This is a genomic window from Alicyclobacillus shizuokensis NBRC 103103 (assembly GCF_001552255.1).
Classification (GTDB): domain Bacteria; phylum Bacillota; class Bacilli; order Alicyclobacillales; family Alicyclobacillaceae; genus Alicyclobacillus_G; species Alicyclobacillus_G shizuokensis.
This window is the reverse complement of sequence record NZ_BCQV01000013.1, coordinates 42,617-58,727: the sequence shown is the minus strand read 5'-3', so window position 1 is coordinate 58,727 and position 16,111 is coordinate 42,617. Positions and strand designations below refer to the sequence as shown.

17 protein-coding genes are annotated in these 16,111 nt (G+C 64.2%); 10 read left to right on the top strand and 7 right to left on the bottom strand.

Annotated elements, in window-relative coordinates:
- The first annotated feature begins 156 nt into the window (after window positions 1-156).
- From ASH01S_RS06790 to ASH01S_RS06780, 3 genes are all read left to right on the top strand, one after another.
- Window positions 157-381 carry a hypothetical protein gene (locus tag ASH01S_RS06790; protein WP_067925539.1) on the top strand — a complete coding sequence of 75 codons (225 nt, stop codon included), beginning with the start codon at window positions 157-159 and terminating at the stop codon, window positions 379-381.
- Entirely contained in the window at window positions 368-1,948 is a 1,581-nt protein-coding gene (locus tag ASH01S_RS06785; protein WP_067925536.1) for a sigma-54 interaction domain-containing protein, read from the top strand. The genes ASH01S_RS06790 and ASH01S_RS06785 overlap by 14 nt, the downstream gene beginning before the upstream one ends.
- A 241-nt stretch (window positions 1,949-2,189) precedes the next feature.
- Complete coding sequence (locus tag ASH01S_RS06780; protein WP_067925533.1) at window positions 2,190-3,611, top strand: amino acid permease; 1,422 nt, start codon at window positions 2,190-2,192, stop codon at window positions 3,609-3,611.
- Between the two features lie 70 nt (window positions 3,612-3,681).
- Here ASH01S_RS06780 and ASH01S_RS06775 read toward each other — a convergent pair whose 3' ends face one another.
- Window positions 3,682-4,806, bottom strand: a complete 1,125-nt coding sequence (locus tag ASH01S_RS06775) for a molybdopterin-dependent oxidoreductase (protein ID WP_067925530.1) — start codon at window positions 4,804-4,806, stop codon at window positions 3,682-3,684.
- A gap of 147 nt (window positions 4,807-4,953) precedes the next feature.
- Window positions 4,954-5,493, bottom strand: coding sequence for a hypothetical protein (locus ASH01S_RS06770; protein WP_067925527.1), 540 nt, complete (start codon window positions 5,491-5,493; stop codon window positions 4,954-4,956).
- Between the two features lie 407 nt (window positions 5,494-5,900).
- On the opposite strand from ASH01S_RS06770, the gene ASH01S_RS06760 reads away from it, so the two are divergent.
- The gene (locus tag ASH01S_RS06760; protein WP_067925521.1) at window positions 5,901-6,224 is read left to right on the top strand and encodes a helix-turn-helix transcriptional regulator; all 324 of its coding nucleotides are present in this window, start codon (window positions 5,901-5,903) and stop codon (window positions 6,222-6,224) included.
- Window positions 6,225-6,302: 78 nt separating this feature from the next.
- Here the strand turns inward: ASH01S_RS06760 and ASH01S_RS06755 are convergent, their stop codons facing one another.
- The 4 genes from ASH01S_RS06755 to ASH01S_RS06740 form a co-directional block, all read right to left on the bottom strand.
- Window positions 6,303-6,524, bottom strand: a complete 222-nt coding sequence (locus ASH01S_RS06755) for a DUF2922 domain-containing protein (protein WP_067925518.1) — start codon at window positions 6,522-6,524, stop codon at window positions 6,303-6,305.
- Window positions 6,525-6,562: 38 nt separating this feature from the next.
- A complete protein-coding gene (locus ASH01S_RS06750) occupies window positions 6,563-6,790 on the bottom strand; it encodes a DUF1659 domain-containing protein (RefSeq protein WP_067925515.1) in 228 nt (75 codons plus the stop codon).
- A 169-nt stretch (window positions 6,791-6,959) separates the two neighbouring features.
- Entirely contained in the window at window positions 6,960-7,244 is a 285-nt protein-coding gene (locus ASH01S_RS06745; RefSeq protein WP_067925512.1) for a DUF1450 domain-containing protein, read from the bottom strand.
- Complete coding sequence (locus ASH01S_RS06740; protein ID WP_157067030.1) at window positions 7,241-7,927, bottom strand: DedA family protein; 687 nt, start codon at window positions 7,925-7,927, stop codon at window positions 7,241-7,243. Before ASH01S_RS06740 ends, ASH01S_RS06745 begins: the two co-directional genes overlap by 4 nt.
- Window positions 7,928-8,008: 81 nt before the next feature.
- On the opposite strand from ASH01S_RS06740, the gene ASH01S_RS06735 reads away from it, so the two are divergent.
- Genes ASH01S_RS06735 through tsaD form a run of 6 tightly spaced genes read left to right on the top strand, consistent with a single transcriptional unit; the run spans window position 8,009 to window position 13,589 of the window.
- A complete protein-coding gene (locus ASH01S_RS06735; protein WP_067925506.1) occupies window positions 8,009-9,658 on the top strand; it encodes an amidohydrolase in 1,650 nt (549 codons plus the stop codon).
- On the top strand, window positions 9,655-10,743 hold the full coding sequence (thiL, locus tag ASH01S_RS06730) for a thiamine-phosphate kinase (RefSeq protein WP_067925503.1): 1,089 nt from the start codon (window positions 9,655-9,657) through the stop codon (window positions 10,741-10,743). Before ASH01S_RS06735 ends, thiL begins: the two co-directional genes overlap by 4 nt.
- Window positions 10,744-10,788: 45 nt before the next feature.
- A complete protein-coding gene (tsaE, locus tag ASH01S_RS06725; RefSeq protein WP_067925500.1) occupies window positions 10,789-11,289 on the top strand; it encodes a tRNA (adenosine(37)-N6)-threonylcarbamoyltransferase complex ATPase subunit type 1 TsaE in 501 nt (166 codons plus the stop codon).
- The gene (tsaB, locus tag ASH01S_RS06720) at window positions 11,277-12,053 is read left to right on the top strand and encodes a tRNA (adenosine(37)-N6)-threonylcarbamoyltransferase complex dimerization subunit type 1 TsaB (RefSeq protein WP_083516883.1); all 777 of its coding nucleotides are present in this window, start codon (window positions 11,277-11,279) and stop codon (window positions 12,051-12,053) included. The genes tsaE and tsaB overlap by 13 nt, the downstream gene beginning before the upstream one ends.
- Entirely contained in the window at window positions 12,040-12,546 is a 507-nt protein-coding gene (gene rimI / locus ASH01S_RS06715; protein WP_067925737.1) for a ribosomal protein S18-alanine N-acetyltransferase, read from the top strand. Before tsaB ends, rimI begins: the two co-directional genes overlap by 14 nt.
- 5 nt (window positions 12,547-12,551) lie before the next feature.
- Complete coding sequence (gene tsaD, locus ASH01S_RS06710; protein ID WP_067925734.1) at window positions 12,552-13,589, top strand: tRNA (adenosine(37)-N6)-threonylcarbamoyltransferase complex transferase subunit TsaD; 1,038 nt, start codon at window positions 12,552-12,554, stop codon at window positions 13,587-13,589.
- Window positions 13,590-13,944: 355 nt separating this feature from the next.
- Here tsaD and ASH01S_RS06705 read toward each other — a convergent pair whose 3' ends face one another.
- Window positions 13,945-16,044, bottom strand: coding sequence for an ABC-F family ATP-binding cassette domain-containing protein (locus tag ASH01S_RS06705; protein WP_245628961.1), 2,100 nt, complete (start codon window positions 16,042-16,044; stop codon window positions 13,945-13,947).
- Window positions 16,045-16,111 lie beyond the last annotated feature (67 nt).

Below are 16,111 nucleotides of genomic sequence, written 5' to 3'. Positions count from 1 at the left end.
CATCTGACGCAAAGTCTCAAGCAAGAAGCATGCCAACCTTGAAATTCGGGGTTTGGCTCGGAATTCCTGCAGTCACCGCGGGAGACAGGCTGCAAAACGCATTTGCACGATCCGCCCGTACCCGTTACTCTGGCGAAGGGAGTCGATGCATGCCGAATGCGGTCGCGTCATCCGATGACGGGAACGATGTCGGAAGCGGTCGGCCTGGGGCAGGTGGTCGGATCTATCGGCTGGGGCGCTGGCGACTTCGGACAGGTTGGCCCTGCCAGCACAGATGTCAGCGCGGTCTGTGCCGGTCAGAGCCGGAAAGCCAACGGAAGGCCAACGGAAAGCCAACAATGGAAATATGTCGAAGGGGGCAGCCAACATGCCGGGCCATGACCCATCGGGCGGAGGCGAGAACCGCGCCGCGGAGCAGCGTCTGGAGCTGCTGGAGGCGGTGCTGGACGGGCTTGAAGAAGGGGTGCATGTGGTCGACGCGGACGGGGTGACGGTCTATTACAACCAGAAGATGGCCGACATTGAAGCGATGCGGCCCCAGGATGTCCTCGGCCGCAGCATTGAGGACGTGTTCACCTTCCCGGATGCGTCCGGGAGCACCCTGCTTCAGGCCATCCGCTTTCGTCGCGCCAGCGACAATGTGAAACAGACGTATTTCAATAATCGCGGGGTGGCCATCACCACCGTTAACCACACGTATCCGATTCTCGCCGAGGACCGGGTGTTGGGGGCGGTCGAGATTGCCCGCGATGTCACCCGAGTCGAGCGTCTGCAGAAGCACATCTTGGCTAAATCCGGGGTACGCTACACGTTCGACAGCATCGTCGGGACCAGCCGCGCCATGGCCGATGTGCTGGACCAAGCACGGCGGGCGGCGCGGACCGATTCGTCGGTGCTGATTGTCGGTGAGACCGGCACCGGAAAGGAGCTGTTTGCACAGAGTTTGCACGCCGCCAGCCGGCGGGCCAAAGGGCCGTTTGTCTCCCAGAACTGCGCGGCCCTGCCGGAGTCGCTGATGGAAGGGCTCTTGTTTGGCACGGCGCGCGGCGCGTTCACAGGGGCCATCAACCGTCCGGGTTTGTTGGAGCAGGCCGACGGGGGCACGCTGTTGCTGGATGAGTTGAACTCGCTCAGCCCGCAGCTGCAGGTGAAGCTGTTGCGCGTGCTGCAGGAGCGGACCGTCCGCCGCGTGGGCGAGCTGCAGGACAGGGCGATTGATGTGCGCATCCTCGCCGCCATCAATGAAGACCCGCTCGACGCGATTCGCGCGGGCCACCTGCGCAACGACCTGTATTATCGCCTGAGCGTGGTCACTTTGTATCTTCCGCCCTTGCGTGAGCGCGTCGAGGACATCCCGCGCCTGGTGGACACCTTCATCGCCAAGTACAATGAGCGGTTTGGTCTGCGCATCGAGCGGTTGGATGCCGGCTTGATGCAGGCGTTTTTGCAGTACACCTGGCCCGGGAACGTGCGTGAGTTGGAGCACACCATCGAAGGCGCGATGAACCTGGTGCAGGAGGAGCGGGTGATTGGCTTTGCGCATCTGCCGTTCCCCATGCGCCGGCGCCTGGAGAGCGCAATCCAGGATGGCGGTGGACGCGGCGCACTGGAGCCATATCCCGCGACGGGCTCCGTCCCGCCCGTTGCGTCCGCCGCCCATCCCGCTCCGCTTGTTGGGCCCGCGGTCCAACCTGCATCGCCGGTCGGGGCGGCGAACGAATCCAGTGCCGGGGGGATGCAGGTGGCGGAAACGCGTCCTGTGCCGGCAGGCGGGGGGAGTTCTTTGAAGGCGCAGATGGAGGCGGCACAGCGTCAGGTGTTTGAGCAGGCGCTGGTCCGCAACCAGGGGAACGTGTCCGCCACCGCGCGGGAGTTGGGTCTCAGCCGCCAGAACCTGCAGTATTGGCTGCGCAAGCTGGGCATCACGCCGGGGCGGTACCGGGGATGAGGGATAGCGGCGGGAGCCGGGAAGCGGTCTGGCGCGAGCCCTGTGACGGAGCACAGTGCCAGTGAGTTTTGCAGGTGCAAAGGAAATTTGCAGGCAAATTCGTCATGGATCTAAAGATTTCGCGCCGGTTCGCGGCATGCAAGTTTTGGCACAAGATTTGCTAGTGAAAATCGTATAGAATCAGCGTGACCGCCATGGCGGGCTATGAAAGCGCTACCTAAGATTCTGAAGGAGGATACTTGTGCAGCAACTGGAGGACATCGTCGAAAAGGAATCGCAACTGCGACGCGGCATGCAGGGTCGCCACATGTTCATGATCTCGATTGGCGGCGTCATTGGTACGGGCCTGTTTCTCAGTTCCGGCTACACGGTCAACCAGGCGGGGCCCGGGGGCGCGGTCCTGGCGTACGTCATCGGCGGCATCATTGTATCCATCGTCATGATGTGTCTCGGAGAGTTGGCCACCGCCATGCCGGTGGCCGGATCGTTCAAGACGTACGCGCAGGAGTTCATCAGTCCTTCTGTAGGGTTTTTGAGCGCCTGGTTGTACTGGCTGAACGGGGCGTTCACCATCGGCGGCGAGTGGATAGCGGCCACCATCATCATCCATCAGTATCTGCCCGGTGTGCCGTTGTGGGCCTGGTACGCGCTGTTTGCGGTCATCTACCTGGCGCTCAACGTGACCGCCGTCGGGGTTTATGGGGAGTCGGAGTTTTGGTTTGCCAGTGTGAAGGTGATTGGCATTGTGGCGGCGTGCATTGTAGGGCTGGGCGCCATCTTGGGCCTGACCGGGCACGCGCCAATAGGCGCCAAGAACTACCTGGGGCAGGGTGGATTGTTCCCGCACGGCCTGGGAGCGGTGGCGATGGCGCTGGTGCCGGTGTGCTTTGCCTACAGCGGTACGGAACTTATCGGCATCGCTGCGGGGGAAAGCAAAGACCCGGCGAAATCGGTGCCGCGCGCCATCCGCAGTACGAGCGTGCGCACTCTGCTGTTCTATGTGGTGTCGATGATCGTCTTGGTGGGCATCATCCCGTGGCAGAAGGCGGGCGTCAATGACAGCCCGTTTGCGACCATTTTCCAAGTTGCTGGCATTCCGTACGCGCGCATGGTGATGGACATCATCGTCATCACGTCCGCGTTGTCGGCCGGATCGTCCTGGACGTACGCGTCCTCGCGCCTGCTGTGGTCGATGGCGTTGGATGGGATGGCGCCGCGCTTTCTGACCAACCTCAGCCGGGCGAGGGTGCCGGTGTGGTCGGTGTTGGTCACCCTGCTGATTGGTACGCTCTCGCTTTGGCTGTACCAGGTTTCCCCGAACACGCTGTACCTGTGGATTGTCTCGGGCATCGGCTTGGTGGCGGTGGTGGACTGGGCGATTATCTGCATGGCGCAAATCGGGTTTCGCCGCCAGTATGTGCGCCAGGGCGGAGAGGTGCGCGACCTGGCTTACCGCACGCCGTTCTATCCGTGGCTGCCGTTGGCCGGGGTGGTGCTGAACCTGGCGATTGCCGTCAGTCTCATCTTCATCCCGGACCAGCGCATCGCGATTTACGCGGGCCTGCCAATTATGGCCGTCATCATGATCTGCTACTACCTGTTTTATCGGCCGCGCATGTTGCGCAGGGGAGTCGGTTCCACGCGTCAAGGCGGAGCCGCTTGAACACCTGCCGTGACAGTTGGCGTAAGGGACAAAAAGGCGGTGACCAGCCTCATCCGCCGATGGGGCTGGTCTAAATACCGCGGCCCACATAGGCCTCGTTTGGATATCCTCGCGCCTCCCAATAACCGACCAGAGGTTTGTCGGCGAATTCTATCCGATTGACCCATTTGATGGATTTATATCCGTACATCTTGGGAACGACCAGGCGCAACGGAAATCCTTGCTCTTGACGCAGGGGCTGGCCATTCAGCCTGTAGGCCAAAAGAACGGTCGGATCCAGCGCTTCCGGCAAGGAGAGCGACTCTGTATACACGCCGTCAAACGAGTAAAAGTGCACATACTTCGCTTGCCGCGACGGCTTCACCAAGTCCACGAGAGTTTGCATGGACATGCCGTGCCACCGCACGTTCGCCACGCTCCAACCTGTCACACAGTGGAAGTCTGTCTTTTCCTGCTGGGCAGCCAGGTTCATGACATCGCTCCATTTGAGTGTCACCGGATTGGCCACCAAACCGTTCACGATCAGGCGGTAGCGGGCAAGGTCCAGAGTGGGGTATCCGTTTGTCACCGTGTAATAGGCGCCAAAGTCAGCCCCGTTGCCGTCGTTTTTCTGCTCTGTGCTCAGGGAGGCGAACGAGCGCCTGAGCGTCCCTACCGGATCAATCACGGTCAAGACGGCGGCGCCGGCGATTCCGGTGCCCAACCAGCGCAGGAACATTCTCCGGGAGGGGTCAACCTGGGCGTTTATCCCCTCCTTGTTCGGCTGATAAGCAAACGCTTTGTAGACGGCATGGATGATCAGCCATGCGGACAGTACGTAGGACAGCCATCCATGCCAGGTGAAAGCCCGACTGCGCCATGTCGTTGGAAACACGGTCACCAGCCAGAGGAGGACCCCTGTGGCCACAACCATGGCACCGAACACGAGCGGGAACAACCAATCCAAACGGCGAATGAGTTTCCGGATGGGCAGGCGTACCAATAGCGGTACCAGCAGCGTTATGCCGAAGATAATGCCGAGCCCAATGTGAACATAGTAGAGTATCATTAGATAAGGGATAAGCATGCTGTGCACGCCGGGTGCATACAGGGCCACACCGGTCAGCATCAACAGGACAAAGGAAATAATAGTGTACGAATGCAGCCACACCATCCACCGCGGCCATTTCCCATGTTTGAACCAACGTTTCCCCATATCTGCGCCTCCTCCTCTGCGCGTGGCGCTTGGCCAAGCGGGTTTGAGGCTCGAAAAATGCAAAAACTCAGCACAAGCACATGATAACAAACGGGCGGCCCCGTGCTGGGGTCGAAGACGCCGCCGTCCTGCCGGGGAGGGGGAACCCTACGAGTTTGGCGTGCGTCGATAGACAGCACGGAACCACATCGTCGAGAAGAGTTGGGCCGAAGCGGCAACGCAAAACGGTAGCACATACTCGCCTTCCTCCAGCATCCGACCAAAAGCGCTCGGCCAAGCGCCTGTCGTCAGACTCAGGACAATCATCGTGCTGACTTTCCGCTGCCAGGAACGCTGGCCGCGCGTGCCTGCGGCCGCGATGGCCGAACGGCTGCCCCGACTGCCAAGGTTCAAAGCCATGCAGCCCATGTTCAAAACGGCCGCCAACCAGAACCATCGCGCCCAAGGCAAAGCCAGCACAAACAAGATGCCGCACAATTGCATGTACAGCATCACATGAACCGGGCCAAAACGGTCCGCCAGGCGCACAGCGGCCAGCGCCACCATCCCGGTGGCGATGTACGATGCGGATACCACCAGTCCGATGAGTGCTTCAGGGGCGTCAAAGCGGACTGAAAACCAGTAGGAGGTCATCGTGCTGGCAAGCGCGACGGCTGCTCCGTTCATGACATTGGCCAGTTGCGCCACAGCCTGAGTTCTCCCTGGTGCCGATGTCTGCGCAAGTGTGACCGAAGCGTGTGCCACGCGCCGTCGGGCCTCGTGTTTCGAGTGCCGTATTTTATCTACCACCAACTTCGCGCAAAAATCACAATCACAACTGTCAATGGGACCAACGGGCGTATCCTGGCGGCATTCGGAAACCAGTGGTTCCACTCCGCCGTAGTGACGGTCACCAGCGCGGTCATCAGCATGATGAAGCAGAGCGCAATGAGGGCGGATAGACTCCTGGGCATCATCATGAGCTTGCGGACTGAAGGCAGATTGACGGCAAAGGAGAATTGCCAGAGCAAAAGCAGGCAGAAGCCAAGTGGATACAGGGGAGAATATATCTTGATTCGGTGGCATGGTCCAGAGACTCCCGACAAACAGAGTTTGTGAAGGTCGTGCAGCAAGCCGTTTTGACCGAACGACAAGTGGAGCTCGTCTATCGCCCGGCAAATGGCGACATCGTGCAATTGACCATCCAGCCGTATGGACTCGTATGCAAAGCTGGCATCTGGTTCATGGTGGGACCTGCGGTTGGTTCCACGGTCAAAGGGGTTCATGCGTATCGCATATCACGTATCGAAACCGTCCGGCTGACCGAGACACGTTTCCAGCGGCCGGATGGTTTTGACCTGCAAGCCTTCTGGCAAAAGTGGGTCGCTGCATTTGACGCAAGGATGTCTCAGTATCGCGCGGTGCCTCCATCCACCTGATGCAGCAGCCATCGCCCCCGTCCAAGTCGGGCGGGGGCGGCTACAAGCAAGCGTACCGGGTTCGCACAAGGCGGTGTGTCAGACCACCGCGGTGGTGTCCGTCTCAACCAGGTTGGCGCCCGCCTTGGCGACAATCTTGCCCTGGCTGAAGGCGAAGACGGCGCTGTGCTGGACCACCTGGTCCAAGGCGTTGGTCACCGCCGTCGCATCGACCGGCTGCTTCGGGTTGCGGATGGAGATCCGCACCGTCTTATCCTGGTCGGTGCGAAACAGAAGCTGCAAGACCACCCTTTTGTCCATGCCATTTCACCCCCTCGCTCGGTTCAATCCGCTGCCGGTCAGGCCGACGCGCCGGAGAGCGCATCCTGGTTCACCCGCACCACCTGCAGCGTCGGTTCGGCGAACAAAGCGCCCAGTGCCTGGCCCACCGCCAAAACGTCATCGTCCGATGCCTGGGGCGACACGTTGGCGAAGCTGTAGGTGCCAATCTTGGGCGATCCGTCCGCCATCGTCCCGGTCTGCACTTGAATCTGCAGCCGGCTCGAGAGTGGGTTGACGTTGGCCATCGTTGGCTCCTCCCTTCCGCGCGAAGCGTCGCGCACCTCGGGAAATGCAGCGACAGCAGGATTCGGGGGGACAGGGCTCTGGGGGAATTACGGGATTTCGCCCTGCCGCGATTGCACAACCAGTGGGACGGCGCCGCGACATCCCTGCGGGGCGCAACAGGACAGGCCTTCACCGATGCAGCGAGGGGAGGCGGAGGGTCAGTTGCGACCACAGGTCTGCCGCGTCTCGGGCCTCCACCAGCTCGTCGTCCAGCCACAGAAACGGGCGGCGGGTGCACAGCTCACACTGTTCCGTGCAGGCGAGGCAGTGGACCTGCAGGTCCGGGCCCGCGGCCTCCAGGCGCTTCAGCACAGCGCCGGATCCCAGTTCGAGGTTTTCACGGCACACTTCGATGACGGGTTGGCTGTTGAGACGGCTTTCCACGCTCACGATCCCGCTTTCCAGTCCAATCATGACCCCATGGTGCGGCGGCGCCACAGCCAATAGGCCGCGCCGATGACCAGGGCGCATCCGGTGACGTACGCCAGCGACGACTGGGCGACATGCAAAATCCAGTCCAGGTGTTCGCCAAACCAATAGCCCACGCAGACCCAGGCGGTGCACCACAGCGCCGCGCCAAGGCCAGTGTAAAACAGAAACGGTTCCATTTCCATGCCGCCCATCCCGGCCACGTAGGGGCTGACCGAGCGGACCCCGGGGAGGAAGCGGCCGGGAACGAGCAGAAGCGGGCCAAAGCGGTCAATCAGGCGGGAGGTGCGCATCAGGCTGCCGGAGCTGAACCAGCGCAGCCGGGCCAGCCTGTCGAGCATCCCGCGGCCAAAGCGGCGGCTGGCCGCATACGCCAGGGTGGACCCGAACATATAGCCGATGAAACTGCACACGATGACGCCGTCTAAACGGAAGTTGGCGTCGGCGGCGGCGAAACCGTAGAACGCCATTACGGCGTCCCCGGGGAACGGCAGGCCCAGGCCCTCGACGATGAGCGCCAGGACGATGCCTGGGTAGCCGACGCGAAAGACGCCTTCCAGGATGTGGCTGAACCAAGCCAGCATAACCGGGTCACTCCCCAGGTTTGGCGTGTGCACCGCGGCCGGCGGCGCGCAGGTTGCTCCCCTGTCATACATACGCCCGTCCACCGGCAAACATGTCCCCTGGGGACGGTCATGCGCCGGCTGGCATCGCCTGCTATCATAAGGCACAAGGAAGCAGGCACGAGGATGTTGGAGCGACCGAGGGGGGAAACGGCGGTGTGGATGTTGGTGGGAGCAAACGGCTACACCTTAAATCCCAGGCAGCCGCGCTTTGACGCGCTGATCGTGGAGGACGGGGTCATCACAGCGGTTGGGCAATGTCAGGAGCTGCGGCTGCAGCTGGGGGCGCGCGTGGACGCCGTGTTGGACGTGGAGGGTGCCACCGTCCTGCCGGGATTTGTGGACAGCCACCTGCACGTCAGCGCGGTGGGTGAGCAGGCGATGCAGTTGGATTTGACCGGCGTCCAGTCCAAGTGCGAGCTGCTGCAACAGGTGCGTGAACGCGCGTCGGCGCTGCCGCCCGGCGCGTGGTTGCTGGGCGCCGGTTGGGATGAAAACCGCTTCGATAAAGCCTGTTGGCCGAGCAGACAAGAGCTGGACGAGGCGGCCGGGGGACGGCCGCTGGTTTTGACGCGTGTCTGCCACCACGCGTACTTGGTCAATACCCAGGCGCTGCAGGAAGCAGGCTTGGGCCTTATGCCCCCCGATCCGAAGGACGGCCGGTTCGTGCGCGACGAGCGCGGCGAAGTCGCCGGGTTAGTGCACGACAACGCGATTTTCCCCATCTTGCGAGCCATTCCACCGCGCTCCCGGGCGGAAGAGAAGCAGATGTTGCGGCTGGGCATGGAGGCGGCTCTGGTCAACGGCATCACGGCCGTGCATACGGACGACACGCGTACGTTCGGCGGCTTTGCCGCCACCTGGACGCTGTATCATGAACTCATTCACCAGGACGGGGTGGCATTGCGCGTGCACGAACTGGTGGACAGCTCATTTCTGGAGGAATGCCGGAATTCCCTGGCCGATCTGCCAAAACCGGACGAGTGGCTGGAGGTCGGGGCGGCCAAGCTGTTCTCGGACGGGGCGCTGGGCGGGCGCACCGCCTGGCTGGCCGAGGACTACACGGACGCTCCTGGTTGGCGGGGGATGCCCGTGTACAGCCCCGAGGAGTTGACCGCGCGCGTCCGGGCGGCCCACGAGCTCGGGTTTGCGGCCGCCGTGCACGCCATCGGGGATGCCGCGCTCGACATGACCCTCACCGCCCTGGAGCAGGGACGAGGCGGCGCCGGCCTTCCGGATCGCATCGTTCATGCGGAGCTGGTGCGCCCGGACTTGGTGCGACGGATGCAAGCCTTGGGGGATCGCATCATCGTCGACATTCAGCCGCGCTTTACGGTCAGCGACTTCCCCTGGGTTAAGGAGCGGCTGGGCCCGGCACGGCTAAACGGAGTGTGCGCGTGGCGGACGCTGGCCGAGGCAGGGATTGGGTTGTGTGGCGGATCGGACGCGCCCGTGGAACCCATCAACCCGCTGCTGGGGATTCACGCGGCCGTTACGCGACGGCCACCGCATGCCCAGGGCCCTGGCTTTACGCTGTCGCAAGTGCTGGACCGCGAGACGGCCATCCGCCTGTTCACACGCGGGGCGTGCCGCGCCAACCGACGCGAGGCGGTGAAAGGGGTCATTCGACCGGGGGCATGGGCGGACCTGACCGTACTCAGCCGCGATGTGCTGGCGGAAGCGGAGGACGCGCTGCTGGAAGCGCGGGTGCTGTGGACGGTGGTCGGCGGATGTGTGGCGTATGCACACAATGGGAGGATGGAGAGGTTGCGGTGAACCTGGACGAGTTTGCCTTGATTCGCACCTTGGCGGACCGATTGGGACAGGCGGCGCCGGGGGTGGTGACCGGTATCGGCGACGACGCGGCGGTGCTGGCGGGAGTGGACGGTGACCAGTGGCTGGTCAGCACCGACACCTTGGTGGAAGGGGTGCACTTTCTCGACGCCACAATGCGCCCGGAGGATGTGGGGTGGAAGGCGCTGGCGGTCTCCATCAGCGACATCGCGGCGATGGGCGGCCGGCCGCGAGGGGCGGTGCTGGCCGTGGCGGTCCCCAAACAGGGGAGGTGGCCTGTCGAGCGTCTGACCGCCTTGTACGACGGCGTGGCGGCGGTCTGCCAAACCTTCGCCTGCCCGCTCGTCGGAGGCGACACGGTCGGCACCGCGGGGCCGCTGGTGCTGACCAGTACCGTGTTCGGCACCGTCCCGGCCGGGGGAGCGCGGCTGCGTTCTCTGGCGCAGCCTGGGGATGTGGTGTTTGTCACCGGCTGGGTGGGCGTATCGGCCGCCGGCCTGGAGGTGCTGCGGCGGCTGGCTGGATTGGAGCGGGCCAAAGCGGGCGGTGGAATGTCGCCGATTGGCGGGACAGAGGGAGCGGAGCCCGCCGTTGGGCCGGTCGGGCTTGGCGGGTTGGCGCCGGACGAGGTGGAGTACCTGGTGCGGGCGCACCGCCGCCCCGTGCCCCAGGTGCTGGCCGGAGAGGTGCTGCGCACGTGCGGATCGAACGCGTTGAACGATATCAGCGACGGGTTGGCGAATGAGTTGAACGAGATTGCGGAGGCCAGTCAAGTGCGGTTGCGGGTGCGCGCCGACAAACTGCCGCTGCACCCGGCGGCGGTCAACGCGGCGCGCCGCTTTGGGGTGCCCGCGCCTGATTGGGCCTGGTACGGGGGCGAAGATTTCGAATTGGTCGGCACGGCTCCGCCGTTGGCGTTCGCCCGCGCGCTCGCGCAGCTGGAGGCGCAGGGTGTGAAGCTTACCCAGATTGGCCGCGTCGAGGCGGGCGATGGGGTGATTGTCGAGCACCCGGACGGCCGTTTGGACATCCTGGAGCCGCGGGGCTACAATCATTTCAGAGAGTAGTGGCAGTCAGGGCCTGGTTCGACAGCCTGGCGGAAGGAGCCGGTCATGGTCGATGCGATGACCTTTACCACCCAATCTGCGCAAGAGACGAAAGAGTTAGGCCGCGTGTTGGGGCGCCTGCTCAAACCTGCGGATGTGGTGCTCTTGTCCGGCGATTTGGGCACGGGCAAGACGACGTTCGCCAAGGGGGTGGCCGAGGGGCTCGGGATTGGTCAGGAGGTCACGAGTCCGACCTTCACCTTGATTGCTGAATACGAGGACGGCCGCATTCCGTTTGTGCACATGGACTTGTATCGTCTGTATGAGGAAGGCGGGCCGATGGCCGCCGAGCTGGATGAGATTGGTTTTTCCGACTACCTGGAGGGGCGGGCGGCGGTGCTGATTGAGTGGCCGAAGGCGGTCTTGGGGGAGATGGAGGACGCCCTGACCGTCCATATCGCCCGGCAGCCGCTGCCGCGTGTCGACGAGCGGGCGTTCTCGTGCCGCGCGCTCGGGCCGCGCAGTTGGCAGCGCCTGGATGAGTGGGTGAAAAGATGGTTGTTTTGACCATGGACACGGCCACCGACGCGCTGTCTGTGGCGGTCGGACGCATTGAAGACGGCGCGGTGGAGGTGTCGGCCGCAGCCGCGTCATTGGTGCCGCGCGGCCATTCCCGGCTGCTGCAGCCGCTGGCCATGCAGGTCTGCCAGACCGCCGGTATCGAGCCCAGGGAGCTTGAAGGCATCGTCGTTGGGGTGGGACCGGGATCGTACACGGGCGTGCGGCTGGCCGTCAGTACGGCGAAGGCGATGGCACTGGTGTTGGGTGTGCCGGTGCTCCCCGTGTCGACACTGCGGGCGCTGGCGGAGGCGTCCTGCCCGGACCAAACGGCGGCGTCTTGGCTGGTGATGCCGCTCGTCTACGCGCGCCGTCGGCGCGCCTTCGGCGCTCTGTACCACAAACAGTTTGGTGTGTGGCGGACACTGGAGGAAGAGCGGGTGCGGGCGGTGGAAGAGTGGTCCAGCCGAATGGCCGCACAGGCGGCCCGCCTGTCTCAGCCCGAGGGGCCGCCGCTCTGCCTGGTGACCGACGACTTTCGCGAATCCCACCACGTGCTGCCGGAGTTAAGGCTCGCCCCTGTGCACATGCGGGCACCGCTGGCGGCCGTCGCGGGCGGCTTGGGCCCGGCGCTGCTGCGGCTTGCCGCCGCCGGGGCGGCGACGTGGAGACGCGGGGATGAGGTGCACGAGATTGAGCCGATGTATGGTTTGGCTGTCGAAGCTGAGGTCAAACTGGAGGAGGCGAAAGGGCGTGGCCATGGCCAAGTATGAGTTCGAGGCCGGCGAGTTTCACCTGCGCCCGATGACAGTTCGTGACATAAGTCAGGTGATGCGGGTGGAGCAGCGCTCGTTCACGAGCCCATGGTCACGCCAGGCGTTTCTGGCCGAGTTGCTGGACAACCAGTTCGCGCGCTACCTGGTCGCGGAACGGGACGGCACGGTGGTCGGCTACGCCGGGGTCTGGTTGGTGGTGGATGAGGGCCACGTGACCAACATCGCGGTCGATCCGGACTTTCGCGGCCGCCACTTGGGCGAAGCGCTGCTCCGCGCGCTGATGACCATCTGCGCGGCCAACGGCATCCTGCGCATGACGCTGGAGGTCCGAGTGTCGAACGCGGTGGCGCAGAACCTGTACAAGAAATTCGGCTTTCACGGGGTCGGGGTGCGCAAGGGCTACTACACCGACAACCACGAGGACGCGCTCATCATGTGGGCGAATCTGCCGCCGCTCTCGAGCCTGGACGGGGCGGCCAAGAAAGGGTGAACGGCTTGCTCTTGTTGGGTATCGAGACGAGTTGCGACGAGACCGCCGCGGCGATAGTCCGCGACGGTCGCGTTGTTTTAGCACAAAACATTGCTTCGCAGATGGATGTGCACGCACGATTCGGCGGCGTGGTGCCGGAGGTGGCCTCGCGCCGGCATGTGGCCGTGGTCACGCGCGTGGTGGCGGACACGCTGTCCCAAGCCGGCCTGGTCTTTGCCGATTTGGACGGGATTGCCGTCACCTATGGACCCGGCCTGCTTGGGGCGCTGTTGGTCGGCGTGTCTGCCGCCAAGGGCATGGCCCTGGCCAGCGGGTTGCCGTTGGTGGGGGTTCACCACATCGCCGGCCATGTGGCCGCCGCCCTGTTGGCGGACGAGGCGGATGCGGGCGCGCGGCTGCCCGCCCTGGCCCTGGTCGTATCCGGCGGGCATACGGAGATCCTACAGGTGGACGAGCGGTTCGGCTTCACCCGGTTGGGCGGCACCATCGACGACGCTGCCGGCGAAGCCTACGACAAGGTGGCGCGCCTGCTCGGGCTTGCCTATCCCGGCGGACCCAAGCTGGATCAGTTGGCTCTGACGGGCAATCCAGAGGCCTATACCTTCCCGCGGTCGTTGATAGATGCGGCGAACTTCGATTTCAGCTTCAGCGGCCTCAAAACCGCAGTGGCCAACGAGTTGAACCGGCGGCGGCAAAAGGGAGAGGCTGTGGATATTGCGGATGTGGCGGCGAGTTTTCAACAGGCGGTGTGCGACGTGCTTGTGGAAAAGACCGCGCGCGCGGTAGCTGCGACCGGACTGCACCGCGTCGTTGTGGCCGGGGGGGTCGCCGCCAACCAAGGGCTGCGCCGGGCGCTTACGGAGCGGGCGGCGGAGGACGGATTCACAGTGGTGTTTCCACCGCTCAGGCTGTGCACAGACAACGCGGCGATGATTGCCGCCGCCGGGTACTTCGCCATGCGCCGCGGGCTGCGCCACGACCTGCGCCTGAACGCGCATGCCACCGTGTCGCTGGCCGATTGGCAGTGCGGCCGGGTGGTGTGAACGCTGCGCAGCGGCCGGGTGGAGCGCGCGTGAGGGTCGACCGCCCACGCTGGCTCTGGCCGGAAGACGGGGATGTCCGGCTCGGGTACGGCCTGGGGGGAAGCTGGGGACAGCCCTGTGGATAACCTGTGCATACTGTGGATGGGCATCCCTGTGGACGGTGTGCACAACTGGGCTCAGGTCAACCGGGGTGGGCTCTCGGCCTGTGGATAACCGTGTGGATATTGTGGATAAATCGGTGGATAACGGTTTTCCACAGGGCCGGGGGCCGATGGGCCGGAGCCGCCAAGTGGGCGGAGTGTCCGAGTAGCCAAGATTCGCGCCGCCACTCTACACCGCCGCCGGAGTGCTCCGGTCAGGGCTGCTGCGCCTGTTGCTCCAGCGCCTCCAACTCACCCGCGGCCTGTTCCCAGTCGGCCAGCAGCTGCTGGTGCTGGTCCTGCAGCTGCTCATGTTCGGCCTGCAGTCGTTGCCCGGTTTCGTAGTCTTGGTCCTGCGCGGCTCGCACCAGGTCTTCGTTCACGGTTTGCATTCGCTCCTCAATGGTCGTTATCTGCTGTTCCAATTCCGATACGCGGGTCCGCAGTTTGCGCAGGTCGGCCGAGCGCACCCGCACAGGACCCGGCGCAGTGGCCGCTGGCCCCGATGCCTCGGCGGCTGTTTCCGGATCTCCGCCCGCCGCCTGCGTGGGGGCCAATCGGTCCGTGCTATCCCTCCTCGCGCCGGGCCCGGACGTCTTTGCGGCGGGCGTCGCAGCGGGTGTCGCTACAGGCTCCGCCGCCCACCTTTGCTCCTCGTCCCTCTTGTGCATATACTCGCTGTAATTGCCCAGGTATAACCGCACCCCATCGGCGTCCATGTGCAGGACGTGGGTGGCGAGACCGTCGATGAAGTAGCGGTCGTGCGAAACGAAGAGAATCGTGCCGTCATAGTCAGCCAAGGCATCCTCGAGGGCTTCCCGGCTGTCCAGGTCGAGGTGGTTGGTCGGTTCATCCAACAGCAGCACGTTGGGCCGACGCAGCATCAACCGGCACAGGGCAAGCCGGCTGCGCTCACCGCCGCTGAGTCCGGCGACCGGCCGCTGGACGTCCTCGCCGCGAAACAGAAACCGCCCCAACGCCGTGCGTACGCTGGTCAGGTCAAGGCTTGGAAACTCGTCGTGAATGTGCGCCAAGACGGTCTTGCTCTCGTCCAGGTCCTCCTGCTCCTGGTCGTAGTACCCGATGTGGGTATGTTGTCCCCAGTGGATGTGGCCCGCCAGCGGCCGAACTTGCCCGACCAGGGTTTTCAGCAGCGTCGACTTGCCGATCCCGTTGGGCCCCACGATGGCCAGGCGCTGTCCGCGCAGCAGGTGCAGGTTGATGGGCCCTGCCAGCGGCCGATGCGGGAATCCCACCGCCACGTCCTCCAATCTCAGCACATCGCGCCCACTGGCGCGGGCCGCCGAAAACCGCAGCCCCATCCGCCTGTCGTCGGCTCGCGGCGGTTCCAACCGCTCCATCCGCTCCAGAAGCTTGCGTCGGCTCTGCGCCCGTCTGGTCGTGGACGCACGGGCGATGTTCTTCTGGATGAACGTCTCCATGCGGGCAATCTCTTGCTGCTGGGCCTCGTATCGCTTCTGCGCCTGCTCCATCCTGTCCGCCCGCTGCTCCATGTAGCGGGAGTAGTTTCCTTCGTACCGTGTTGTGCGACCGTCCGCCAGTTCATACGTGACAGTGGCCACCTGGTCCAGAAAGTAGCGATCATGCGAGACCACCAGCACTGCGCCGGGGTACCCGGTCAGGTACGATTCGAGCCAGGACAAGCGCTCCGTATCGAGGTAGTTGGTCGGCTCGTCGAGCACAAGGATGTCCGGCTCCATCGCCAACAGGCGCGCCAGCGACAGCCTCGTCTTCTGTCCGCCGCTCAGGCTCTGCACGCTCTGGCCGTGCATCGCGGCGGGAAACGCCAGGCCGTCCAGCACCCGGCGCACCCGCGCCTCGACCGCGTACCCGCCCGCCTCCTCAAACTCCTGTTGCAGGCGCGCGTAGCGCTGGCTGACAGCCTCCAGGCGCAGCGGGTCCGCGTAGACGGACGGATCGGCCATTTGCGCTTCCGCCGCCCGCATCTCGGCCTCCATTCGCCGTAGCCTGGCAAAGGCGCCGGCGACGAAGTCAAACACCGTCTGTTTGCCGTCCGCCTCCACATATTGCGCTACATAACCGATGGAGACCCCGCGGCCGAGGCTGACGCTGCCGGCGTCGCACGGCTCCAGGCCGACGAGAATGCGCAGCAAGGTGGTCTTGCCGGCGCCGTTCTTGCCAATCACAGCTGCCCTGTCCCGCTCTTGCAGGACGAGATTGGCTCCCCGCAGCACAGGGTGTCCGTCGTATTGTTTTTCGATTTGATTCGCCTGCAGGACAATCATCGTTGCGTTCCCACCTTTGGTCTCGCCGGCGCGCCGCAACGCGGGCACGCGACCGGCGTTCTCCTCTACTTAACCAGTTTTCGTGCGGCCGGACAAGGCGAAGCCGGTTTGCGGT